Raw genomic sequence first — 17,244 nt, forward strand, 5'->3', positions numbered from 1 at the left:
GTCAGGCGTCGGGGATGAGCCGCTTGCCGAGCGACACGGTGCGGTCGTCGGAGTACCCGAGCGACTCGTAGAACCCGAGGACCTGCTCGTTGCCGGCCCGGATCTGCAGGTTGAGCTTCGGGCAGCCGAGCTCGGTGAGCAGCCGCTCGAACGCCGCCATGAGCGTCCGGCCGAGGCCCGACCCCTGCAGGTCCGGCTGCACGGCCAGGTAGTTCACCCAGCCGCGGTGCCCGTCGAACCCGGCCATGCCAGCGGCGACGATCCCGCCGTCCTCGTGCTCCGCGACCAGGAACAGCTCCGGCTGGACCGTCAGCTTGCGCGCGATGTCCCGTCGCGGGTCGTTCCACGGGCGGACGAGACCGCACGACTCCCAGAGGGCGACGACCGCCTCGGTGTCGTCGGCTCGGAACGGGCGGATCCGGTACTCCATGTCCCCACGGTACTTCGGTGTGGACAACCCGCTCACCGGGTCGTCGCCGTGATCTGATAGACCTTTCCCACCACCCACCGTGATCAGGAGCCCCGTGACCGCACACGACACCATCCCGTCGCGCCGCAGCGACCGGGACGACGAGGGCGGCCGACGGTCCAGGCGTCGCGCCCAGCGACGCCGCATGACGGTCGGCGGTGCGATCGTGTCGCTGATCGCCGAACTCCTGATCATCGCCGGCGCCGGCACCGGGCTGTACGTGGTGTGGACGGCCTGGTGGACGGACGTCGTCGCGGTCAAGGAGCAGTCGAAGCTGGTCGAGGGGCTCGACCAGCTGAAGACCCCGGACAAGGCCGGCACCGAGCACCGTGGCACCGCACCCGTGCTCGCCGAGCCGCCGGACCTGTCCGACGTGTTCGGGACGATGCAGATCCCCCGGTTCGGCAAGGACTACAACCGGCCGATCGGCGAGGGCACGGATCGTGAGAAGGTCCTCAACACCATCGGCCTCGGGCACTACCAGGACACCGCGATGCCCGGAGCGCCCGGCAACTTCGCCGTCGCCGGCCACCGTGTGACCTACGGCAAGCCGCTCAACCAGATCGCGGAGCTCAAGAAGGGCGACTCGGTCGTGGTGCGGGTCACCGACGCGAAGACGAAGTTCGACGTCTGGTACGTCTACAAGGTCACGGACAGCCAGATCGTGACCCCGGACCACATCGAGACCATCGCACCGGTGCCGAACAAGCCCGGTGTCGATCCGTCGCCGTCGGACCGGTGGCTGACCCTGACCGCGTGCCACCCGATGTGGTCGGCGGCCGAACGGTTCGTCACACACGCCAAGCTCGACTACTGGATGCCCGCTTCCGAGGGCACCCCGAAGGAACTCTCGGAGACGGCCAAGTGATCTTCCCCCTGGTCTGGCGACTGCTGCCCGGCCCCACCGTCCTGAAGGTGCTCGAGCTGCTCGTGCTGCTCGCCGCCATCGTGTTCGTCCTGTTCCAATGGGTGTTCCCGTGGATCGCAGCGGACATCCTGCCGCCGCCCGACGGCACGGTGGAGTCCACGCCGACGCCGTAGCGGCACGCGACGTCAGACGGTCGTCGTCACCTGCGATCCGCCTGTCGCGGTCCGCCGCACGGCGATCCGTTCCGGGATCCGCTGCTTGAGTTCCTCGACGTGGCTGACGATGCCGACCTGCCGCCCGCCGGCCGTCAGGCGCGACAGCTGCCCGATGACGTCGTCGAGGGTCTCCGGGTCGAGCGTGCCGAAGCCCTCGTCGACGAAGAGCGTGCCGAGGGAGACCCCGCCGGCCTCGGCCTGGACCACGTCGGCCAGACCGAGCGCCAGGCACAGTGACACCGTGAAGGTCTCGCCGCCGGACAGGCTGCGCGGGTCGCGCACGGTGTCGGTGGTGTGGTCGTGCACGGCGAGGGCGAGTCCGGTCCGACGGGCCCGCGACCCGGACTCGCGCTCGTCCGAGGTCTCGAGCGTGAACCGGCCGGCGAGCATCGCGCGCAGTCGGTCGTTGGCGGCTGCGACGACGTCCTCGAACCGGCGCATGAGGACGTAGGTGCCGAGGGTGATCCCCGTCGGGTTCACCGACCCGGCCCCGTTCGCGATGTCGGCGAGCCGGACCACCGCGCGGCTGCGCGCCGAGGTGTCGTCGCGCGCACGGACCGCACGGGTGAGCTCGGCAGCGCACCGGTCGACGGCGTCGGCGCGGTCGGTGGCGGAGACGGCGACCTCGGTGGCGGAGTCGAGCGCTGCGGTGGCGCGCACGCGGGCGTCACGGGCGCCGTCACGGTCGAGTCGTTCGGCGGAGTCGTCGGCTGCGGCGACCACGGCCGGCTCGACGAGGCCGGCCAGCACCACGGCCCGCTCGGCCTCGGCCGCACTGATCCGCGCGCGGAGCTTCGCGGCGCCGTCCGCGTCGAGTCGGCCCGCTCGTGCCGATGCGACGTCGGCGAACCCCTGCTCGTCGAGGACCCGGGCGACCTCGGCCCGCCGGTCGTCGCGTGCTCGGGTCGCTGCCGCCACCGTTTCGTCCGCCTGCACGACCGCCCGGTACGCCGCGAGCCGCTCGTCGAGCAGCTCCACCGCGGCCCGCAGCGACACGGGGCGCTCGTCGAGGAGTGCGCCGAGCCGCTCGAGCGCCGCGGCGACGGTGCCGAGGTCGGCCTCGAGCCGCTCGGCCTCGGCCACCGCGGTCGAGACGAGCACGGTCCGCCGGGCGTCGAGGTCGTTGCGCTCGCGCTGCAGGGTTCCCGTCGCCGTGTCGTGCTCCGCCCGCTGCCGCTCGAGCCGCAGGACGAGCGACGCGGCGTCGTGTGCGGCACGGACACGTTCGTCGGCTGCCGCGGTCAGGGCGTCGAGTGCGGCGGCGTCCAGGGTGCCGACGACGTCGACGAGGCGCTGGTGCTCGGCACGCTCGACCGCCAGGTCCGCGGCGGCGTCGGCCAGGCGCTGGTCGGCACGGCGGGTGGCGTCGCCGGCCGCGTCGACCGCCTGGGTCGTGGGGTGGTCGTCCTGCGGCGTCGCGACCGACGGGTGTGCGGTCGATCCGCACACCGGGCACGGGTCCCCGGTGGTGAGCGCTGCACCGAGTTCTCCGGCGAGCCCGGCGATCCGACGTTCGCGGAGCGCGCGCTCGGCGGCGACGGCCTCGGTGGCCGCCCGCCGTGCCGTCGCCACCGTCTGCTCGACCGCCGCGACGCGCTCCGCCGCGCGGTCGCGTGCGACGAGGTCGGCCCGCAGCGATCGGACGCGGGCGCCCTCGTGCGCGGCGGCGTCGGCGTCGGCGGCGGTCAGGGCCGCGGTGCGTGCGGCCTCGACGATGCGGGCCCGTTCGGTGGGGCGCGCGTCGAGTGCGGCGTCGCGTTCGACCAGTTGCTCGGCGAGCTGCTCGGCGGTCGCGGTGGCGTCGGCGATGGCGGTGCGTCGCGCTGCGGAGCCGTCCTCGACCGCCACGAGGTGCCGGACGGCGGACAGGTCGTCGGCCAGGGCGTCGCGGCGCCGCAGGACGTCGTCGGCGTCCGCGGTGACGCCGTGCCGTTCGCGCACGGAGCGGGCAGCCGTGGTGGCGTCGTCGGCCCGCAGCGCCGCGACGTCGAGCCCGTCGGCCACGGCGGCGACCCGAGCGGCTCGCTCGCCGACCGCCACGGCCGATCGCGCGCGGTCGATCGCGGGGGCGTCGTCGTCGAGGACGGCCTGCCGCTGGAGCAGCACCGCGCGGCGTTCGAGTGCCGTCGCACGCGCCGTGACCACCTGCTCGTGCTCGGCAGCGGTCGTCGCCGTCGTCGCAGCGGCGGCACGGGCGGCCACCGCGGCGTCGGCCGCCGCGCGGACCGCCGTGACCGTCGTCGGGACGGCGGGTTCGTCGGCGTCGTCGAGGCCGGCGGCCTGGGCGAAGCGGTTCAGGGCGTCGCGCACCCGGTCGTCGGCGCCGTCGACCTCGGCCTGCACGGCGCGACGTCGGGCGGCGAGCTCGTCGGCGGTCCGGTCGTAGACCTGGGTGCCGAAGAGCGACTGCAGGAGCTTGCGGCGGTCCTCGCCCGGAGAACGCAGGAACCGAGCGAACTCGCCCTGCGGCAGCACGACGGTCTGCAGGAACTGCGCACGGTCCAGCCCGACGCTGCGGCCGATCTCGACCGCGACCTCGGGGATGCGCGAGGACATCGGTTCACCGGCGACGTCGGACGGGTTGGCCAGCCGGAAGAGCTGCACGGAGGCCTGCTGCTTGACGGTGCCCGTCCCGCGCTGCTTGGGACGGTCGTACTGCGGCGTGCGACGGACCCGGTACGTCCCCGCACCGGTCTCGAAGACGAGCTCGACGAAGGGCTCCACCGCGGGGTCCGCGTGCTGGCTGTGCAGTCGGTCGGAGCTGGCGTCGGCCCCGGCGAGGCCGCCGTACAGCGCGAACACGACGGCGTCGATGATGGTCGACTTGCCGGAACCGGTCGGCCCCTCGAGCAGGAACACCCCGGACGCCGCGAGCGCCGCGAAGTCGATCGACACCAGGTCGGGGTAGGGCCCGATCGCCCGGAGCTCGAGTCGGTGCAGGTACATCAGCGGTCCCCCTCGCGCTGCAGTGCCAGCACCGCGGCCTCGTACGCCTCGGTCAGGACGGCGTGCTCGTCGTCGTCGGGGGCCGCACCCGTGGCGAAGGCCACGAAGTCGGCCGCGACCTCGACCGGGTCGGACGTCGCCGTCACCGCGCGGGCGGCCGAGGCCGGGCCGCGGTCAGCCGGTTCGTGCGTGATCGCGAGGGCGTGCGGGAAGTGGTCCTTGACCCGGGCGTACATGCGCTCCGGGTGCACGGTGTCGGTCACGGCCACCCGCACCCACGCGTCGGCGTCGGCACGGAACGCCCCGGACTCGATGTCGTCGATGCCGCCACGGACGTCGGCCAGACGGCGCGGGACGGGAGTGGGCACGAGCTCGACCGAGACGGCACCGGCGGCGTCGAGCTCGGCGATCGTCACCGACTTCTGCTGGTGCCGCTCACCGAACGAGAACGCCAGCGGCGACCCGGCGTAGCGGATGCGACCGCCGTCACCGACCCGCTGCGGGCCGTGCAGGTGCCCGAGGGCGACGTAGTCGAAGCCGTCGAAGACCGACCCGGCCACCCGGTCGACCCCGCCGACGCGGATGTCCTGTTCACTGTCGCTCGGGTCGGCCCCGCCGACGAAGGCGTGTGCGACGACCACGCTGCGCGTCCCCCCGCGCAGGGCGAGGTCGGCGCGGATCCGCTCGGTGGCGGCGTGCACGACCGCGTGGTGCGAGCGCGCGAGGGGCTCGTCCGGCACGTCGGCCAGGGCATACCGGGTCAGGTCGGGGTGCAGGTAGGGGATGCCGTAGACCGCCACCGGGCCGTCGGCGTCGTCGACGAGCACCGGGTCGGCGATCCGGGCGGGTTCGGCGAGGATCCGCACGCGGCGGCCCATCACCGCGGCACCGAACCCGAGGCGTGCGGCCGAGTCGTGGTTGCCCGGCGTGAGGACGACCGTCGTCGTCTCGGCCAGGCGCTCCAGTGCGCGGGACAGCATGCGGACGGCGTCGATCGGCGGGATCGCACGGTCGTACACGTCACCGGCGATCACGACGAGGTCGACGGCGCGGTCCCGCACGAGGTCGACGAGCCAGTCGGTGAACGCGCGCTGGTGCTCGAGCAGGTCGGCACCGAGCAGCGTCCGGCCGAGGTGCCAGTCGCCGGTGTGCAGGATGCGCATGCGGACACGGTAACGCCGGCCGGGGACATCGCCGGACGCCCACGGCGGCCTGTGGAGAACTCAGGGCACGCAGCTCGCCGACGCCAGACCGAGGACCGACACGACCTTGACCTTGACGGTCGGCGTGCTGGTGGCGGTCCAGCCGTTGCCGAGGTTCGTGCGGAGGTTCAGGGTGTACGTCGTGCCGAGGTCGAGCAGGCCGGCTCCCCCGTAGACGAGCGATCGCTGGTCGCCGGTGGTGGTGGTGACCTGCGTCGTGCCGTTCACGAGGTCGAAGGAGTTCGGCACCGTCGGGTCGGTGTACGTCCACGCGATCGTCACGCTGCTCGACGACGCTGCGGTGCACGTCAGCGTCGGCACACCGGTCGCCGTGCCCGCCGTGAAGTTCGACACCGGGTCGACGGTCGTCCGCGACCACGGCACGGCCACCGCCTGCGCCGGCACGAGCAGCCCAACGCTCCCCGCGATCACCAGGACGGCCGTGGCGCCGCCGAAGCGGCGCAGCCGCTGGACACGACGCTGGTGCGCCCGGAGCGAGCGACGGGTGACGACGGTCGACGCGCCGGACGGGAGGCCCGTGGCGGCGCCGTCACGGGCCTCCCGTCCGGCATCGCCACCGTCCGACGGTCCGTCACCCGACCCGTGGGACTCGTCGCCCGGGTCGGAGGCGTCGTCCGCCGTGGCGAGCCGCCGCAGCGATCCGTCGACCGCGCAGAGCGCGAGCAGCGCCGTCAGGCCGAGTGCGAGCACGAGGACCTTGGCCCACTCCCCCTGCCGGAGCCACAGGACCGGTGCCCCGACGAACGGGATGCGCAGGAAGGCCACGCCGTGCACGTCAGAGCGTTCGAGCGGGGTCGAGTCCTGTTGGGGGTTGGCGTCGCCCTTGGTGACGAGGGTGCCACCCGAGCCCTGCTCGACGTACCGGTGCATGCGCAGGTGCCCGGGCTGGTCCGGGTCGTCGGCGAGCAGGATCCTGCCCGGCCGGATCTCGCCCGACGCGACGGGACGGGACACGACCACGTCACCAGGGGTCAGACGCGGTTCCATGGAACCGGTCACCACCGTCGTGGGCTGCCAGCCGATCACCGCGGGTGCGGCAGCCCAGAGGGCCAGGCCGAGCAGCGTCGCGACGACGCCCCGGGCGACCGTGGCGACGGCGACGCGGCCCCAGTCGACGGCGTCGTGGAGCACGTCGTGCGGTGGGTGACCGCCGTGCGCTGCGATGCTGCTCATGACCGAGGTGCTCCCGACTCAGCTGTTCTGGGCCTCCCAGGTGAAGCCGAGGGCCGCGGTACCCCCCTGGACGGTGTTCGGGGCGGTGCTCGAGACCGTGTAGGTGAAGCGGTAGACCCGCGACTCGGAGGCGCTCCCCGTCGGGGTCCACGTGCCGACGCCCGTGGCGTAGTTGGTGGACGCCGTGCTGAAGCCGGCGACGGTGCCGCTGTAGAGCGTGCCACTCGTCGCGGCCGGGGTGAAGCCGCTGCAGGAGCCGAAGCCACCGCCGGTGCCCTGCTCGACGGAGAGGTTGATGTTCGCCGCCAGGTTGTTCGTCGTCGCTGCGTTCGTCGAGTACAGCTTCACGGCAGAGGGCAGCGAACCGGTCGAGGTGACCGTGATGCAGTTGGTGCCCGTCGACCCGGGCTTGAGGCCGGTCGCGGTGAACAGCGCGGTGTTGTTGTCGTCGTCGGAGAGGGCGACGCTGCCGGCGGTCCAGTTGCTCGTGGGGTTCACGGTGGTGGCCGAGAACGCCGAGTACGAGGCGGTGGAGACGACGACACCCGAGGCGACGAGGGCGGCGGGGATGGCGATCCAGGCCGCGAGACGGGCGGCGCGAGGGGTGACACGAGACATTGCGAGAGCTCCTGATCCGGAAACGGTGGCGCCGTGGTCGCGGTGGTTGGTCGCGTCGGAGCCGAGGTGTTTGCTACGACCATCAAGCTACTTTTCCGCTGAGCAACTCACAAGGGAAGGGAGTACCCCCGTGCTGGGGGTATCTTGATGACCGAGATACTTGTTGACTGAGTCACCTCACCGATCACTTCCGAGAAGAGCACCCGATGACGGACACCACCCAGGCCGTCCTGCCCGACGTCTCCCCCGACGGCGTGCCGGTGTCCCCGACGGTGTCGGTGTCCGACGCCGCGCCGTCGGACACCGACCTCGCCGAACTGCTCACCGCCTTCCGGCTGCTCCAGGTGCAGCACGGCCGCGTCCTGCAGCACGAGAGCATCTCGCGCGGGCTCAACGCGACCGACACCCGGTTCGTGTTCTTCCTGGCAGCGGCCGACGGCGACGGTGTCACGCCGAAGCAGGCCGGCGAGTACCTCGAACTCACCACCGGCGCCATGACCTCGCTCATCGACCGGCTCGAGCAGCGGGGACACCTCGAGCGGCGCCCGAACCCGCAGGACCGGCGCAGCGTGCTGCTGCACCTCACCGCGACCGGTGCCGAGGTCGCCCGGCAGATCGGTGCGGTCTACTCCGACGCCTTCCGCCAGGCCGTCGCGCCTGCCGAACGACGCCGGGTCGCCACGTCGTTCGAGGGGCTCGCGGACGCCCTGGCCCGCCGCTCCGGCTCGGGATCCGCCGACCGCCCCGCGTGACCTCGTGTGTCGGCGCCCGCGCGTAGCGTGATCGGCATGACCCCCTCAGATGTCCTGATCGAAGCGTTCTCCCGCGTGCCGTCGACCGTCGAACGTGCGCTCGACGGCCTGTCCGAGGACCAGCTCGCGGCGCGTCCGGCCGCCGGGGCGAACACCCTGGCGTGGCTCGCGTGGCACACCGCGCGCGGCCAGGACGTCCAGATCGCCGACCTCGCGGGCACGGAGCAGGTCTGGACCGCCGACGGGTGGTACGACCGGTTCGGCCTGCCGTTCCCGGCCGAGGCGCTCGGGTACGGCATGTCCCGCGACGACGTCGGCCGCGTCCGTGCCTCGGCCGAGCTGCTCACGGGGTACCTGCGCGCCGTGCACGACCGCACCGTCGCGTACCTCGGCACGCTCGGCCCGGACGACCTCGACCCCGTGGTCGACGACGCGTGGGACCCGCCCGTGACCGCGGGTGCGCGCATCGTGAGCATCCTCAACGACTGCACCCAGCACGCCGGACAGGCCGGCTACGTGCGCGGCCTGCTGTTCTTCACCCAGTAGCGCGCGTGCGCTCGCGCGCTCGCTGAGTGAGCAGAAGACGACGAGTCTGCCGCGGCGACCCGACGTCTTCTGCTCACTCGACGACGGACGGGAGGCCCGTGGCGCGCACGCCACGGGCCTCCCGTCGTCCCTCTGGTCGCGACTACCGCGCGGCGAGCTCGCTCACGATGCCGTCACCGGGGGCGGCCTGCACGAGGTCCGCCGCGATCTCGGCGCGCTCGAGGATGCCCTCGATCTTGCGGATGCGGCCACGCGGGACGAGCGTCACGACGGTGCCCTCCTTGCCCGCACGACCAGTGCGGCCGGAGCGGTGCATGTACGCCTTGTAGTCGTCCGGGGCGTCCGCCTGCACGACGAGCGACACGTCGTCGACGTGGATGCCGCGGGCGGCGACGTCGGTGGCGACGAGCACGTTCACCCGGCCGCTCGTCAGGAGCTGCAGGTTGCGGGTCCGGCGTGCCTGGTTCAGGTCGCCGTGGAGCGACGTGGCACGGATGCCAGCGTCCTCGAACTGGTCGGCCAGACGCTCGGCGTAGGCGCGGGTCCGGGCGAAGACGATCGTCTTGCCGTCACCGGCGACGAGCTCCTCGAGGACACGGTCCTTCTCGCGCTGCTCGACGACGAGGACACGGTGGTCGATGGTCGAGGACGCCTGGTCCTCACCCGCGACCTCGTGCACGCTCGGCTCGTGCAGGAACTGCTCGACGAGCGCCGCGACCTGGGTGTCCAGCGTCGCGCTGAACAGCAGCTTCTGCGCACGGTTGCCCTGCGGGGTGACCTCGGCGGTGGCGGAGAGGATCTCCTGCACCGGCTCGAGGAACCCGAGGTCGCACATGTGGTCGGCCTCGTCGAGCACGGAGATGACGACCTCGCTGAGGTCGAGCTTCCCCTTGTTCATGAGGTCCTGCACACGGCCGGGGGTGCCGACGATGATGTCGACGCCGCGCTCGAGGGCGCCCTCCTGGCGGCCGTACGGCACGCCGCCGTAGATCTGCGTCGTGAACAGACCGACCGAGCGGGCGATCGGCTGTACCGTGCGGTCGATCTGCAGGGCGAGCTCGCGGGTCGGCGCGAGGATGAGCGCACGCGGGGCGCGGCCCATCTTGCGCTTCGTGCCGCCGCCGTGCTCCATGAGCTTCTCGACGAGCGGGGCGCCGAACGCGATGGTCTTGCCGGAGCCCGTGCGGCCGCGGCCGAGGACATCCTTGCCAGCGATCACGTCGGGGATCGTCGCCGCCTGGATCGGGAACGGACTGCTCGCCCCGAGCTCCTGCAGGGCGCGGGAGATGTTGCCGCCGATGCCGAGGTCGCCGAAGGTCACGCCCTCGACGTCGGACGCCACGGTGGACTCGGCCTGGAGCTTCGCGAGCTTGACGTCGTCGGCGGGGACGAACTTGCCGCGCTCGGGCTCGTCGAATGAGCGGCGGGGAGCGCTGCGGTCGTCGCGGTCGAACTTGCGCGGAGCGCGGTCGTCGCGATCGAACTTGCGCGGAGCGCGGTCGTCGCGATCGAACGTGCGCGGGGCACGGTCGTCGCGGTTGAAGCTGCGCGGAGCACGGTCATCGCGGTCGAAGCGACGCGGGCGGTCGTCGTTGTCACGACGCGGCGCACGATCGTCGCGGTCGAACTTGCGGGGAGCACGGTCGTCGCGGTCGAAGCGACGGGGACGGTCGTCGTTGTCACGACGCGGCGCACGATCATCGCGGTCGAACGAACGACGGGGACGGTCGTCGTTGTCGCGGCGGGGAGCGCGGTCATCGCGGTCGAAGCGACGCGGGCGGTCATCGTTGTCACGACGCGGCGCACGATCATCGCGGTTGAAGCTGCGCGGGGCGCGGTCATCGCGGTTGAAGCTGCGCGGGGCGCGGTCATCGCGGTTGAAGCTGCGCGGGGCGCGGTCATCGCGGTCGTACGAACGACGCGGACGGTCGTCGTTGTCACGACGGGGCGCGCGGTCATCCCGATCGAACCGACGCGGGGCGCGATCGTCACGGTTGAAGCCGCGACCACCGCGGTCGTCACGCTCGGGGCGGCGCTGGGCACCGCTGTCGCGGGGCTCCCAGTTCGGACGCGCGGGGCGCTCGCCCTGCGCCGAGCGGCCGCGGCGCTCTTCGGCGTCCCAGCGCTGCTTCTGGCGCGGCGCGGTCGGCTCGGCAGCGCGGAACCCGCGGTGCTTGCTGCTGCGTGCGGCGGGGGTGCCGTTCGGGTGACGGGGACGATCGGAGGCGCGGTTGTCCGCGCCCTTGTTGTACGGGGCCATGTCTGCTTTCTCGGGTGCGCAACGAACCGCAGCGCCCGACAGCGACATCGGCGGGGGCTGCTTGCGGAGAGGGGGTTCATCCCGTCGCGATTCGACGTGATTCCAGCCCTCGAGCAACACACACCCAACAAAAAGCCCGTGATCACGATGTCACGGCGTCGAAGGCCGACCGAGCGAGTCTACGCGACCCCACGCTCTGACACCAGCCCCGTCGTCGACGGACGGCCGCGTGCCGGACGCGACCCGGGCCTCCCGGCAGACCGGAGGATCAGGACTCGGCGAGCCGCTGTCGCTGCTCGGCCACGTCGAAGTCCGCCTGCGGCCACGAGAGCTGCATGTCCTCGAGCGCACGGAGCAGCAGCTGCTGCACCGCCAGCCGGGCGTACCACTTGCGGTTCGCGGGCACGACGTACCAGGGCGCCTGCGGGGTCGAGGTCTGGTCGAAGACGATCTGGTACGCGTCCTGGTAGCGGTCCCAGAGCAGGCGCTCGTCGATGTCGCCCGGGTTGAACTTCCAGTGCTTGTCGGGGCGGTCCAGCCGCTCGCCGAGCCGTTCGCGCTGCTCGTCCTTCGAGATGTGCAGCATCACCTTGACGATCGTGGTGCCCTCGGCGACCAGGCGGTCCTCGAACTCGGTGATGGCGCCGTAGCGTCGCTCGATCTCGTCCGGTGCGGCGAGCGCACGGATGCGCTGGATGAGGACGTCCTCGTAGTGGGAGCGGTCGAACACGCCGAGTTGCCCGGCGCTCGGGAGCTGCCGCTCGATCCGCCACAGGAAGTCGTGCTCGCGCTCCTCGGCAGTCGGCGCCTTGAAGCCGGCGTAGTGCACGCCGTTCGGGTCCACCGCACCGACGACGTGCGACACGATCCCGCCCTTGCCCGCGGTGTCCATCGCCTGCAGCACGAGCAGCACCCGGCGCTGGTCGCCGGCGGTCGACGCCGCGTACAGGCGCTCCTGCAACGCGGCGAGGCGGGACGCCCCCGCGGCGAGCGCCTCGAGCCCGTCGATCTTGCGGCCGGGGAACCCGGGCGTGGCATCGGGGTCGACCTGGTCGAGACGGAAGCCCGGTTCGACGCGGAGCAGTGGTTCGGGATCGGCGTTCCAGGCCTTGCGACGGCTCACGGGTCCTCCTGCGGTGTGGGTGTCCCTCATCCTGGCACCGCATGGTGGACGCCGTGTCGGGGTTCCTCCGCTCGGGTGACGTGGCCGACCGTGGGTGCGGCTACCGTGGAACCGATGATGTCCGGCCGCCGCACAGTGCTCGCGCTCGTCGCCGCGGTCGTGGCGCTCGGCGCGGTCGCGTCCTGCAGTTCGGATCCCGTCGGCGACGAGAACGCGACGGTCACCGCCGACAGCGTCATCTACCCGCTCTCCCTGCAGTACCACGGCATCGACGTGGTGGCCGATGTGCCCTACGGCAAGGACCCGCTGCAGCGGCTCGACGTCTGCCTGCCGGCCGACAGTGCTCCGGAGACGACCGCGACCCCCACGGCGACGCCCTCGGCCAGCCCGACGGCCGACCCTGCCGACGCTGCCGCCAGCACCGGCCGACCCGCGGTGCTGATGATCCACGGCGGCAGCTGGTCGCACGGCGACAAGGCGACCGCCGCCTACCGGTCGGTGTGCAAGTACCTGGCGTCCGAAGGGTTCGTCACGTTCAACGTCGACTACCGGCTCGCCCCCACCGACCCGTTCCCAGCCGGCCTCGACGACGTGCGACGGGCACTCGACTACGTGTTCCGCCCGACGACGCTGTCCACGTACGACGTCGACTCGCAGCGGGTCGGGGTGTTCGGCGGGAGCGCCGGCGGCAACCTGGCCGCGATGCTCGCGGTGACCGACCACGAGTCCGACGCCTACGCCGCGGGCGACCGCATCCGCGCGGTGGTCGACCTGAGCGGCCCGACGAACCTGACGACGCGCTCGACCCGGGCCGACGGGGTGTCCGCGTCCTTCCAGCGCAAGCAGCTGCTGTACCTCGGCTGCCGCACGTACGCGAAGTGCCCGGCCGCGACCCGGGCGTCGCCGGAGTACCACGTGACCTCGGACACGGCGCCGTTCTTCATCGGGCACTCGACCGACGAGTTCATCCCGCTGTGGGAGTCGCAGGAGTTCGCGGCGACGCTGCGGTCGCACGACGTCCCGGTGACGTTCGTGCAGGTCGAGGGGACGGCGCACTCGATCGCGCAGCTCGACGAGGCCATGAGTCGCCGCGTCGCGACGTTCCTGCGGGCCCAGCTGGGCTGAGGCGCTGCGGGGGCGTGCGCGGGCACGGCCGTTGGCGGGCACGGCCGCGGGCAGTTTGCCGCCGAAGCGACACTTCTCGCCGACGAGCGGCCGTTCGTGCTGCGAGAGCGACGTTGTGCCGCCGATGTTCGGCGGAGAAGTGTCGCTTTCGCGGAGCCGCACTGCCGCGTGCCCCGGGTGGGTGGCACCCGGAGTCGGGACTGCCGCTGCCGAGCCCGCGGCCGCAGACTTCCAGGGTGACCGACACCTCGACCCGCCCTGCACGCGCCGCCGCGACCCGCTGGGACCGTTCTGCGCTGCAGACCTCTGCGGAGTTGCTGCTCGGGTTGTCGTTCGCCGCCACCATGGCCTTCGGCGGGTACGCAGCCGCGACCGGGCAGATGGCCGTGTTCGCGCAGGGTGCCGGGATCGTCTTCCTGGTCACGCTCACCTGCGTGCTCGTGTCGTGGTTCCGGGCCGTCGAGCGCGAGGAGCGTGCCGACCACCGGGCCGCTGCACCCGTCGTGCCACCCACGGTCCCGGTGCCGCTCACGACCGCCGCCATCGCGGCCGTCGACGCCGAGTACCGCCGCTAGTCCGCCGCCGCAGCCGCACGCCGGTCGGCCCGCCGTTCGCGCGCGCCCTCGACCACGAAGTACAGCGCCGGCAGCACCACGAGCGTCAGCAGTGTCGAGGACACCAGGCCGCCGATCACGACCAGTGCCAGCGGCTGCGAGATGAACCCGGACTTGCCGGTCAGCCCGATCGCCATCGGCAGCAGCGCGAAGATCGTCGCCATCGCCGTCATCAGGATCGGACGGAGGCGTCGTGTCGCGCCCTCGATCAACGCCTCACGCACCCGCAAGCCGCGCCGTCGGTACTGGTTGACGAGGTCGATGAGCACGATCGCGTTCGTCACGACGATGCCGACGAGCATGAGCAGACCGATGAGCGACGCGACGCCGATCGGGACGCCGGAGGCGATCTGCAGCAGGATCGCGCCCGTCGCGGCGAACGGCACCGACACGAGCAGCAGCAGCGGCTGGAGCAGGCTCCGGAACGTCGCGACCATGATCACGTAGACGATCAGCACGGCGACCAGGACCGCGAGCCCGAGCTGCGAGAACGCCGACGACTGGCTGGCAGCGACGCCACCGATGGAGGCGGTCGCGCCCTTCGGCAGGTCGAGTTCGTCGACGGCGGTCGTGACGGACTGCACGGCCGCACCCAGGTTCGTGGCGTCGGGCGACACGGTGATCGTGGCGGTGCGGGCGGCGTTCGTCGTGGTGACCGTGGTGGGCCCCTCGGACTCCTCCACCGTGGCGACGTCGGACAGCGGGACGGTGCCGGTGCTCGTCGGGACGTCGAGGGCCCGGAGGGCGGCGATCGTGGTCGGCGGCTCGGGGTCGGCGATGTAGACGTCGAGCGTCGCGTCGTCGATCTCGATGCTGCCGGTGTCCCGCGGTGAGACGGCGGCGGCGACGAGGCCACCCACCTGGGTCTCGGTGAGGCCGAGTGCCGCGGCCTTGGCACGGTCGACCCGGACGGCGAGGAACGGCTCCGCGGCGGACAGGTTGCTCGTGGCGCTCGTCGTGTCCGGGACCGACTGCATGGTCTTCAGCACCTGGCGCGACGCGGTCTCGAGCTGCGCCTGGGTCGGCGCGGTCACGTCGACCTCGATGTCGCTGCTGCCGCCGAACCCGCCGCCGGAGGACGCGATGGTGACCTCGCCGACGTCGTCGATCCGCGCGATCGACTTCCGGGCGTCGGCCTGGATGGTGGGCTGGTCGGCCTCGGCATCGGTCGTGACGGCGTACTGCACCGACGCGCTGCCGCCACCGCCGAACGCCGCCTGGATCGACTGGCCGCTCGTGCCGATGGTGGTCTGCACGGTCTCGACGCCGTCGACGCCCTGGAGCGCCCGCTCGACCTTGCGCGCGGATTCGGACTGGACGGCGAGGCTGGAGCCGGCCTTCAGGTCCTGCGTGACCGTGAAGGTGTTCTGCCCCGAGTCGCCGAGGTAGTTCGTGGTGACGAACGGCAGCGTGGCGACCGTGCCGCCGAGGACGATCACGGCGAGCAGGATGACGACGACCGGCTTGCGGACGACCCACCGGAGCACCGGCAGGTACACGCGGCGCAGGCGGTCCACCCGGCCGGCGTCGTGCAGGTCCGCGGCGGACGCGAGCGCTCCCTCTGGGCGATCGCGCTCGGCTTCGACCGCCGACGGTGCCGCTTCGGCGTCGGTGTCCGCCGCTGCCGTCGTCTCGCCCGGCTTCACCTTCGACGGGCGCAGCCACCAGTACGCGAGCACCGGGACGATGGTGAGCGAGACGAACAGCGACGCGACGAGCGCCAGAGTGACCGTCACGGCGAACGGACGGAACAGCTCTCCCACGAGTTCGGCGACGAAGGCCACCGGGAGGAACACCGCAACGGTCGTCAGGGTCGAGGCGGTGACCGCGCCGGCGACCTCGCGCACGGCCTCCCGCACGGCCTGGCCGCGGTCGACACCGGGGACCATGTGCCGCTTGATGTTCTCGATGACGACGATGGAGTCGTCGACCACGCGGCCGATCGCGATCGTCAGGGCGGCCAGCGTGATGATGTTGAGCGTGTACCCGGCGGCACGCATGCCGATCGCGGCCAGGAGCACGGACGTCGGGATCGAGATCGCGGTGACGAGCGTGGAGCGCCACGACAGCAGGAAGACCAGGATGACGAGCACCGCGAAGGCGAGGCCGAGCAGCCCCTCCTCGGCCAGGGAGTCGATCGACTGCTGGATGTAGGGCGCCTGGTCGAAGACGACGGTGAAGCGAGGATCGCCCTCGATCTTGTCCTCGATGCCCGGCAGTGCGTCGCGCACGGTCTTCGAGACGTCGACCGTGTTGGCCTCCTGCGTCTTGGTGATCGAGATCGTCAGGGCCTGCTCACCGTCCACCCGGCTGATCGAGGTGCGCGGTGACTCCGTGATCGCGACCTTCGCGACGTCGCCGAGCGTGGTTTCGGTCGGGGTGGCGGCGACCGTGGACCCGCCCGTCGCGGCGTCACCCGTGGGCGCGGAACCGGTCGCACCCGTGCCGGTCCCCGTCGTACCCGTCCCGGTCGCGCCCGCGGCCGTACCGTCACCGGACGCCGTCCCGTCGGCACCAGCGGACCCGGCCCCGTCCGAACCCGACGAACTCGACGAACTCGTCAGCGGCAGGGCGCGGATGTCCTTGAGCGAGGCGATCCGCTCGCCCGTCTGCACCGACAGCGTCGAGCCGTCCTCGGTGATCGTGCCGCCGGGGATCAGGGTGCCGTTGTCGTCGAGCGCGTCCGAGATCGCCGTCTGGGTGAGGCCACGGGCGGCGAGCTCGTCCTGGTCGGGCGTGATGACGACGCGACGGCCCGGGTTGCCGAAGACGTCCGCCTGCCGCACGCCGTCGAGCTTCTCGAGGTCGGGGATCGCCGAGGCCTGCAGCCGGTCGACGAGCTGCTCCTGGTTGCCCGACGCCGAGACCGCGACCTGCAGCACCGGCAGGTCGTCGAACGACCCGGTGACGATCTGCGTCTGCACCGAGTCGGGCAGCGACAGCGCGTTCACCGCGGTCTGGATCTTGTCCTCGGCGCTGGCCAGGTTCGATCCGTACTGGAACGACGCCGACACCACGCTCTGTCCGGTGGACGAGGTCGCGCTGGTGGACTCGAGGTCCGGGACGACCTGGATCGCCTGCTCGATCTTGGTCGAGACGTCGTTCGAGACAACCTCGGGCGTGGCGCCGGGGTAGGCGCTGACGATCGCGACCTGCGGGAACTCGACGCTCGGGATCAGCTCCTGCTTGAGGTTCGACAGCGCGATGCCGCCGAAGATCGCGACGACGATGGTGACGAGCGCGATGAGGGCCCGGTTGCGGAGGCTGAAGACCGAGAGGAGGTGCACGTCATCGATCCTCGCAGCCGCAGCC

General features: G+C 72.2%; 14 protein-coding genes. 6 read left to right on the forward strand and 8 right to left on the reverse strand.

The window, feature by feature from the left end:
• Window position 1: 1 nt before the first annotated feature.
• The gene (locus tag ITJ59_RS00395) at window positions 2–430 is read right to left on the reverse strand and encodes a GNAT family acetyltransferase (protein ID WP_194649132.1); all 429 of its coding nucleotides are present in this window, start codon (window positions 428–430) and stop codon (window positions 2–4) included.
• Between the two features lie 94 nt (window positions 431–524).
• Between ITJ59_RS00395 and ITJ59_RS00400 the strand changes: the two genes are divergently transcribed.
• Together ITJ59_RS00400 and ITJ59_RS00405 are read left to right on the forward strand one after the other, a co-directional pair.
• Window positions 525–1,337 (forward strand): class E sortase, encoded by an 813-nt coding sequence (locus tag ITJ59_RS00400; RefSeq protein ID WP_323749348.1) that lies wholly within the window; start codon window positions 525–527, stop codon window positions 1,335–1,337.
• Window positions 1,334–1,510: a hypothetical protein gene (locus ITJ59_RS00405; RefSeq protein WP_185021323.1), complete on the forward strand. Its 177-nt coding sequence runs from the start codon at window positions 1,334–1,336 to the stop codon at window positions 1,508–1,510. Before ITJ59_RS00400 ends, ITJ59_RS00405 begins: the two co-directional genes overlap by 4 nt.
• Before the next feature lie 12 nt (window positions 1,511–1,522).
• On the opposite strand, the gene ITJ59_RS00410 is transcribed toward ITJ59_RS00405, so the two are convergent.
• Genes ITJ59_RS00410 through ITJ59_RS00425 form a run of 4 tightly spaced genes read right to left on the reverse strand, consistent with a single transcriptional unit; the run spans window position 1,523 to window position 7,512 of the window.
• The gene (locus ITJ59_RS00410; RefSeq protein WP_194649133.1) at window positions 1,523–4,498 is read right to left on the reverse strand and encodes an AAA family ATPase; all 2,976 of its coding nucleotides are present in this window, start codon (window positions 4,496–4,498) and stop codon (window positions 1,523–1,525) included.
• Window positions 4,498–5,661 (reverse strand): exonuclease SbcCD subunit D, encoded by a 1,164-nt coding sequence (locus ITJ59_RS00415; RefSeq protein WP_194649134.1) that lies wholly within the window; start codon window positions 5,659–5,661, stop codon window positions 4,498–4,500. The genes ITJ59_RS00410 and ITJ59_RS00415 overlap by 1 nt, the downstream gene beginning before the upstream one ends.
• A gap of 60 nt (window positions 5,662–5,721) precedes the next feature.
• The gene (locus ITJ59_RS00420) at window positions 5,722–6,894 is read right to left on the reverse strand and encodes a signal peptidase I (protein ID WP_194649135.1); all 1,173 of its coding nucleotides are present in this window, start codon (window positions 6,892–6,894) and stop codon (window positions 5,722–5,724) included.
• Window positions 6,895–6,912: 18 nt separating this feature from the next.
• Window positions 6,913–7,512, reverse strand: coding sequence for a hypothetical protein (locus tag ITJ59_RS00425; protein WP_194649136.1), 600 nt, complete (start codon window positions 7,510–7,512; stop codon window positions 6,913–6,915).
• A gap of 206 nt (window positions 7,513–7,718) precedes the next feature.
• Between ITJ59_RS00425 and ITJ59_RS00430 the strand changes: the two genes are divergently transcribed.
• The gene (locus ITJ59_RS00430; protein ID WP_194649137.1) at window positions 7,719–8,264 is read left to right on the forward strand and encodes a MarR family winged helix-turn-helix transcriptional regulator; all 546 of its coding nucleotides are present in this window, start codon (window positions 7,719–7,721) and stop codon (window positions 8,262–8,264) included.
• Window positions 8,265–8,300: 36 nt separating this feature from the next.
• The gene (locus ITJ59_RS00435; protein WP_194649138.1) at window positions 8,301–8,810 is read left to right on the forward strand and encodes a mycothiol transferase; all 510 of its coding nucleotides are present in this window, start codon (window positions 8,301–8,303) and stop codon (window positions 8,808–8,810) included.
• A gap of 142 nt (window positions 8,811–8,952) precedes the next feature.
• On the opposite strand, the gene ITJ59_RS00440 is transcribed toward ITJ59_RS00435, so the two are convergent.
• Together ITJ59_RS00440 and ITJ59_RS00445 are read right to left on the reverse strand one after the other, a co-directional pair.
• The gene (locus ITJ59_RS00440; RefSeq protein WP_194649139.1) at window positions 8,953–11,070 is read right to left on the reverse strand and encodes a DEAD/DEAH box helicase; all 2,118 of its coding nucleotides are present in this window, start codon (window positions 11,068–11,070) and stop codon (window positions 8,953–8,955) included.
• A gap of 268 nt (window positions 11,071–11,338) precedes the next feature.
• Entirely contained in the window at window positions 11,339–12,193 is an 855-nt protein-coding gene (locus tag ITJ59_RS00445) for a PPK2 family polyphosphate kinase (RefSeq protein WP_194649140.1), read from the reverse strand.
• Between the two features lie 114 nt (window positions 12,194–12,307).
• Between ITJ59_RS00445 and ITJ59_RS00450 the strand changes: the two genes are divergently transcribed.
• Both ITJ59_RS00450 and ITJ59_RS00455 read left to right on the forward strand, forming a co-directional pair.
• Window positions 12,308–13,318 carry an alpha/beta hydrolase gene (locus ITJ59_RS00450; protein WP_194649141.1) on the forward strand — a complete coding sequence of 337 codons (1,011 nt, stop codon included), beginning with the start codon at window positions 12,308–12,310 and terminating at the stop codon, window positions 13,316–13,318.
• A gap of 236 nt (window positions 13,319–13,554) precedes the next feature.
• Entirely contained in the window at window positions 13,555–13,893 is a 339-nt protein-coding gene (locus ITJ59_RS00455; RefSeq protein WP_194649142.1) for a hypothetical protein, read from the forward strand.
• Here ITJ59_RS00455 and ITJ59_RS00460 read toward each other — a convergent pair.
• Window positions 13,890–17,219, reverse strand: coding sequence for an efflux RND transporter permease subunit (locus ITJ59_RS00460; RefSeq protein ID WP_323749350.1), 3,330 nt, complete (start codon window positions 17,217–17,219; stop codon window positions 13,890–13,892). The genes ITJ59_RS00455 and ITJ59_RS00460 overlap by 4 nt on opposite strands.
• Window positions 17,220–17,244: the final 25 nt, after the last annotated feature.

Source organism: Curtobacterium sp. VKM Ac-1393, from assembly GCF_015350995.1.
GTDB lineage: Bacteria > Actinomycetota > Actinomycetes > Actinomycetales > Microbacteriaceae > Curtobacterium.

Coding starts and splice junctions, on each gene's coding strand:
- ITJ59_RS00395 (WP_194649132.1), bottom strand. CDS start 430: ATGGAGTACCGGATCCGCCCGTTCCGAGCCGACGACACCGAGGCGGTC.
- ITJ59_RS00410 (WP_194649133.1), bottom strand. CDS start 4,498: ATGTACCTGCACCGACTCGAGCTCCGGGCGATCGGGCCCTACCCCGAC.
- ITJ59_RS00415 (WP_194649134.1), bottom strand. CDS start 5,661: ATGCGCATCCTGCACACCGGCGACTGGCACCTCGGCCGGACGCTGCTC.
- ITJ59_RS00420 (WP_194649135.1), bottom strand. CDS start 6,894: ATGAGCAGCATCGCAGCGCACGGCGGTCACCCACCGCACGACGTGCTC.
- ITJ59_RS00425 (WP_194649136.1), bottom strand. CDS start 7,512: ATGTCTCGTGTCACCCCTCGCGCCGCCCGTCTCGCGGCCTGGATCGCC.
- ITJ59_RS00430 (WP_194649137.1), top strand. CDS start 7,719: ATGACGGACACCACCCAGGCCGTCCTGCCCGACGTCTCCCCCGACGGC.
- ITJ59_RS00435 (WP_194649138.1), top strand. CDS start 8,301: ATGACCCCCTCAGATGTCCTGATCGAAGCGTTCTCCCGCGTGCCGTCG.
- ITJ59_RS00440 (WP_194649139.1), bottom strand. CDS start 11,070: ATGGCCCCGTACAACAAGGGCGCGGACAACCGCGCCTCCGATCGTCCC.
- ITJ59_RS00450 (WP_194649141.1), top strand. CDS start 12,308: ATGATGTCCGGCCGCCGCACAGTGCTCGCGCTCGTCGCCGCGGTCGTG.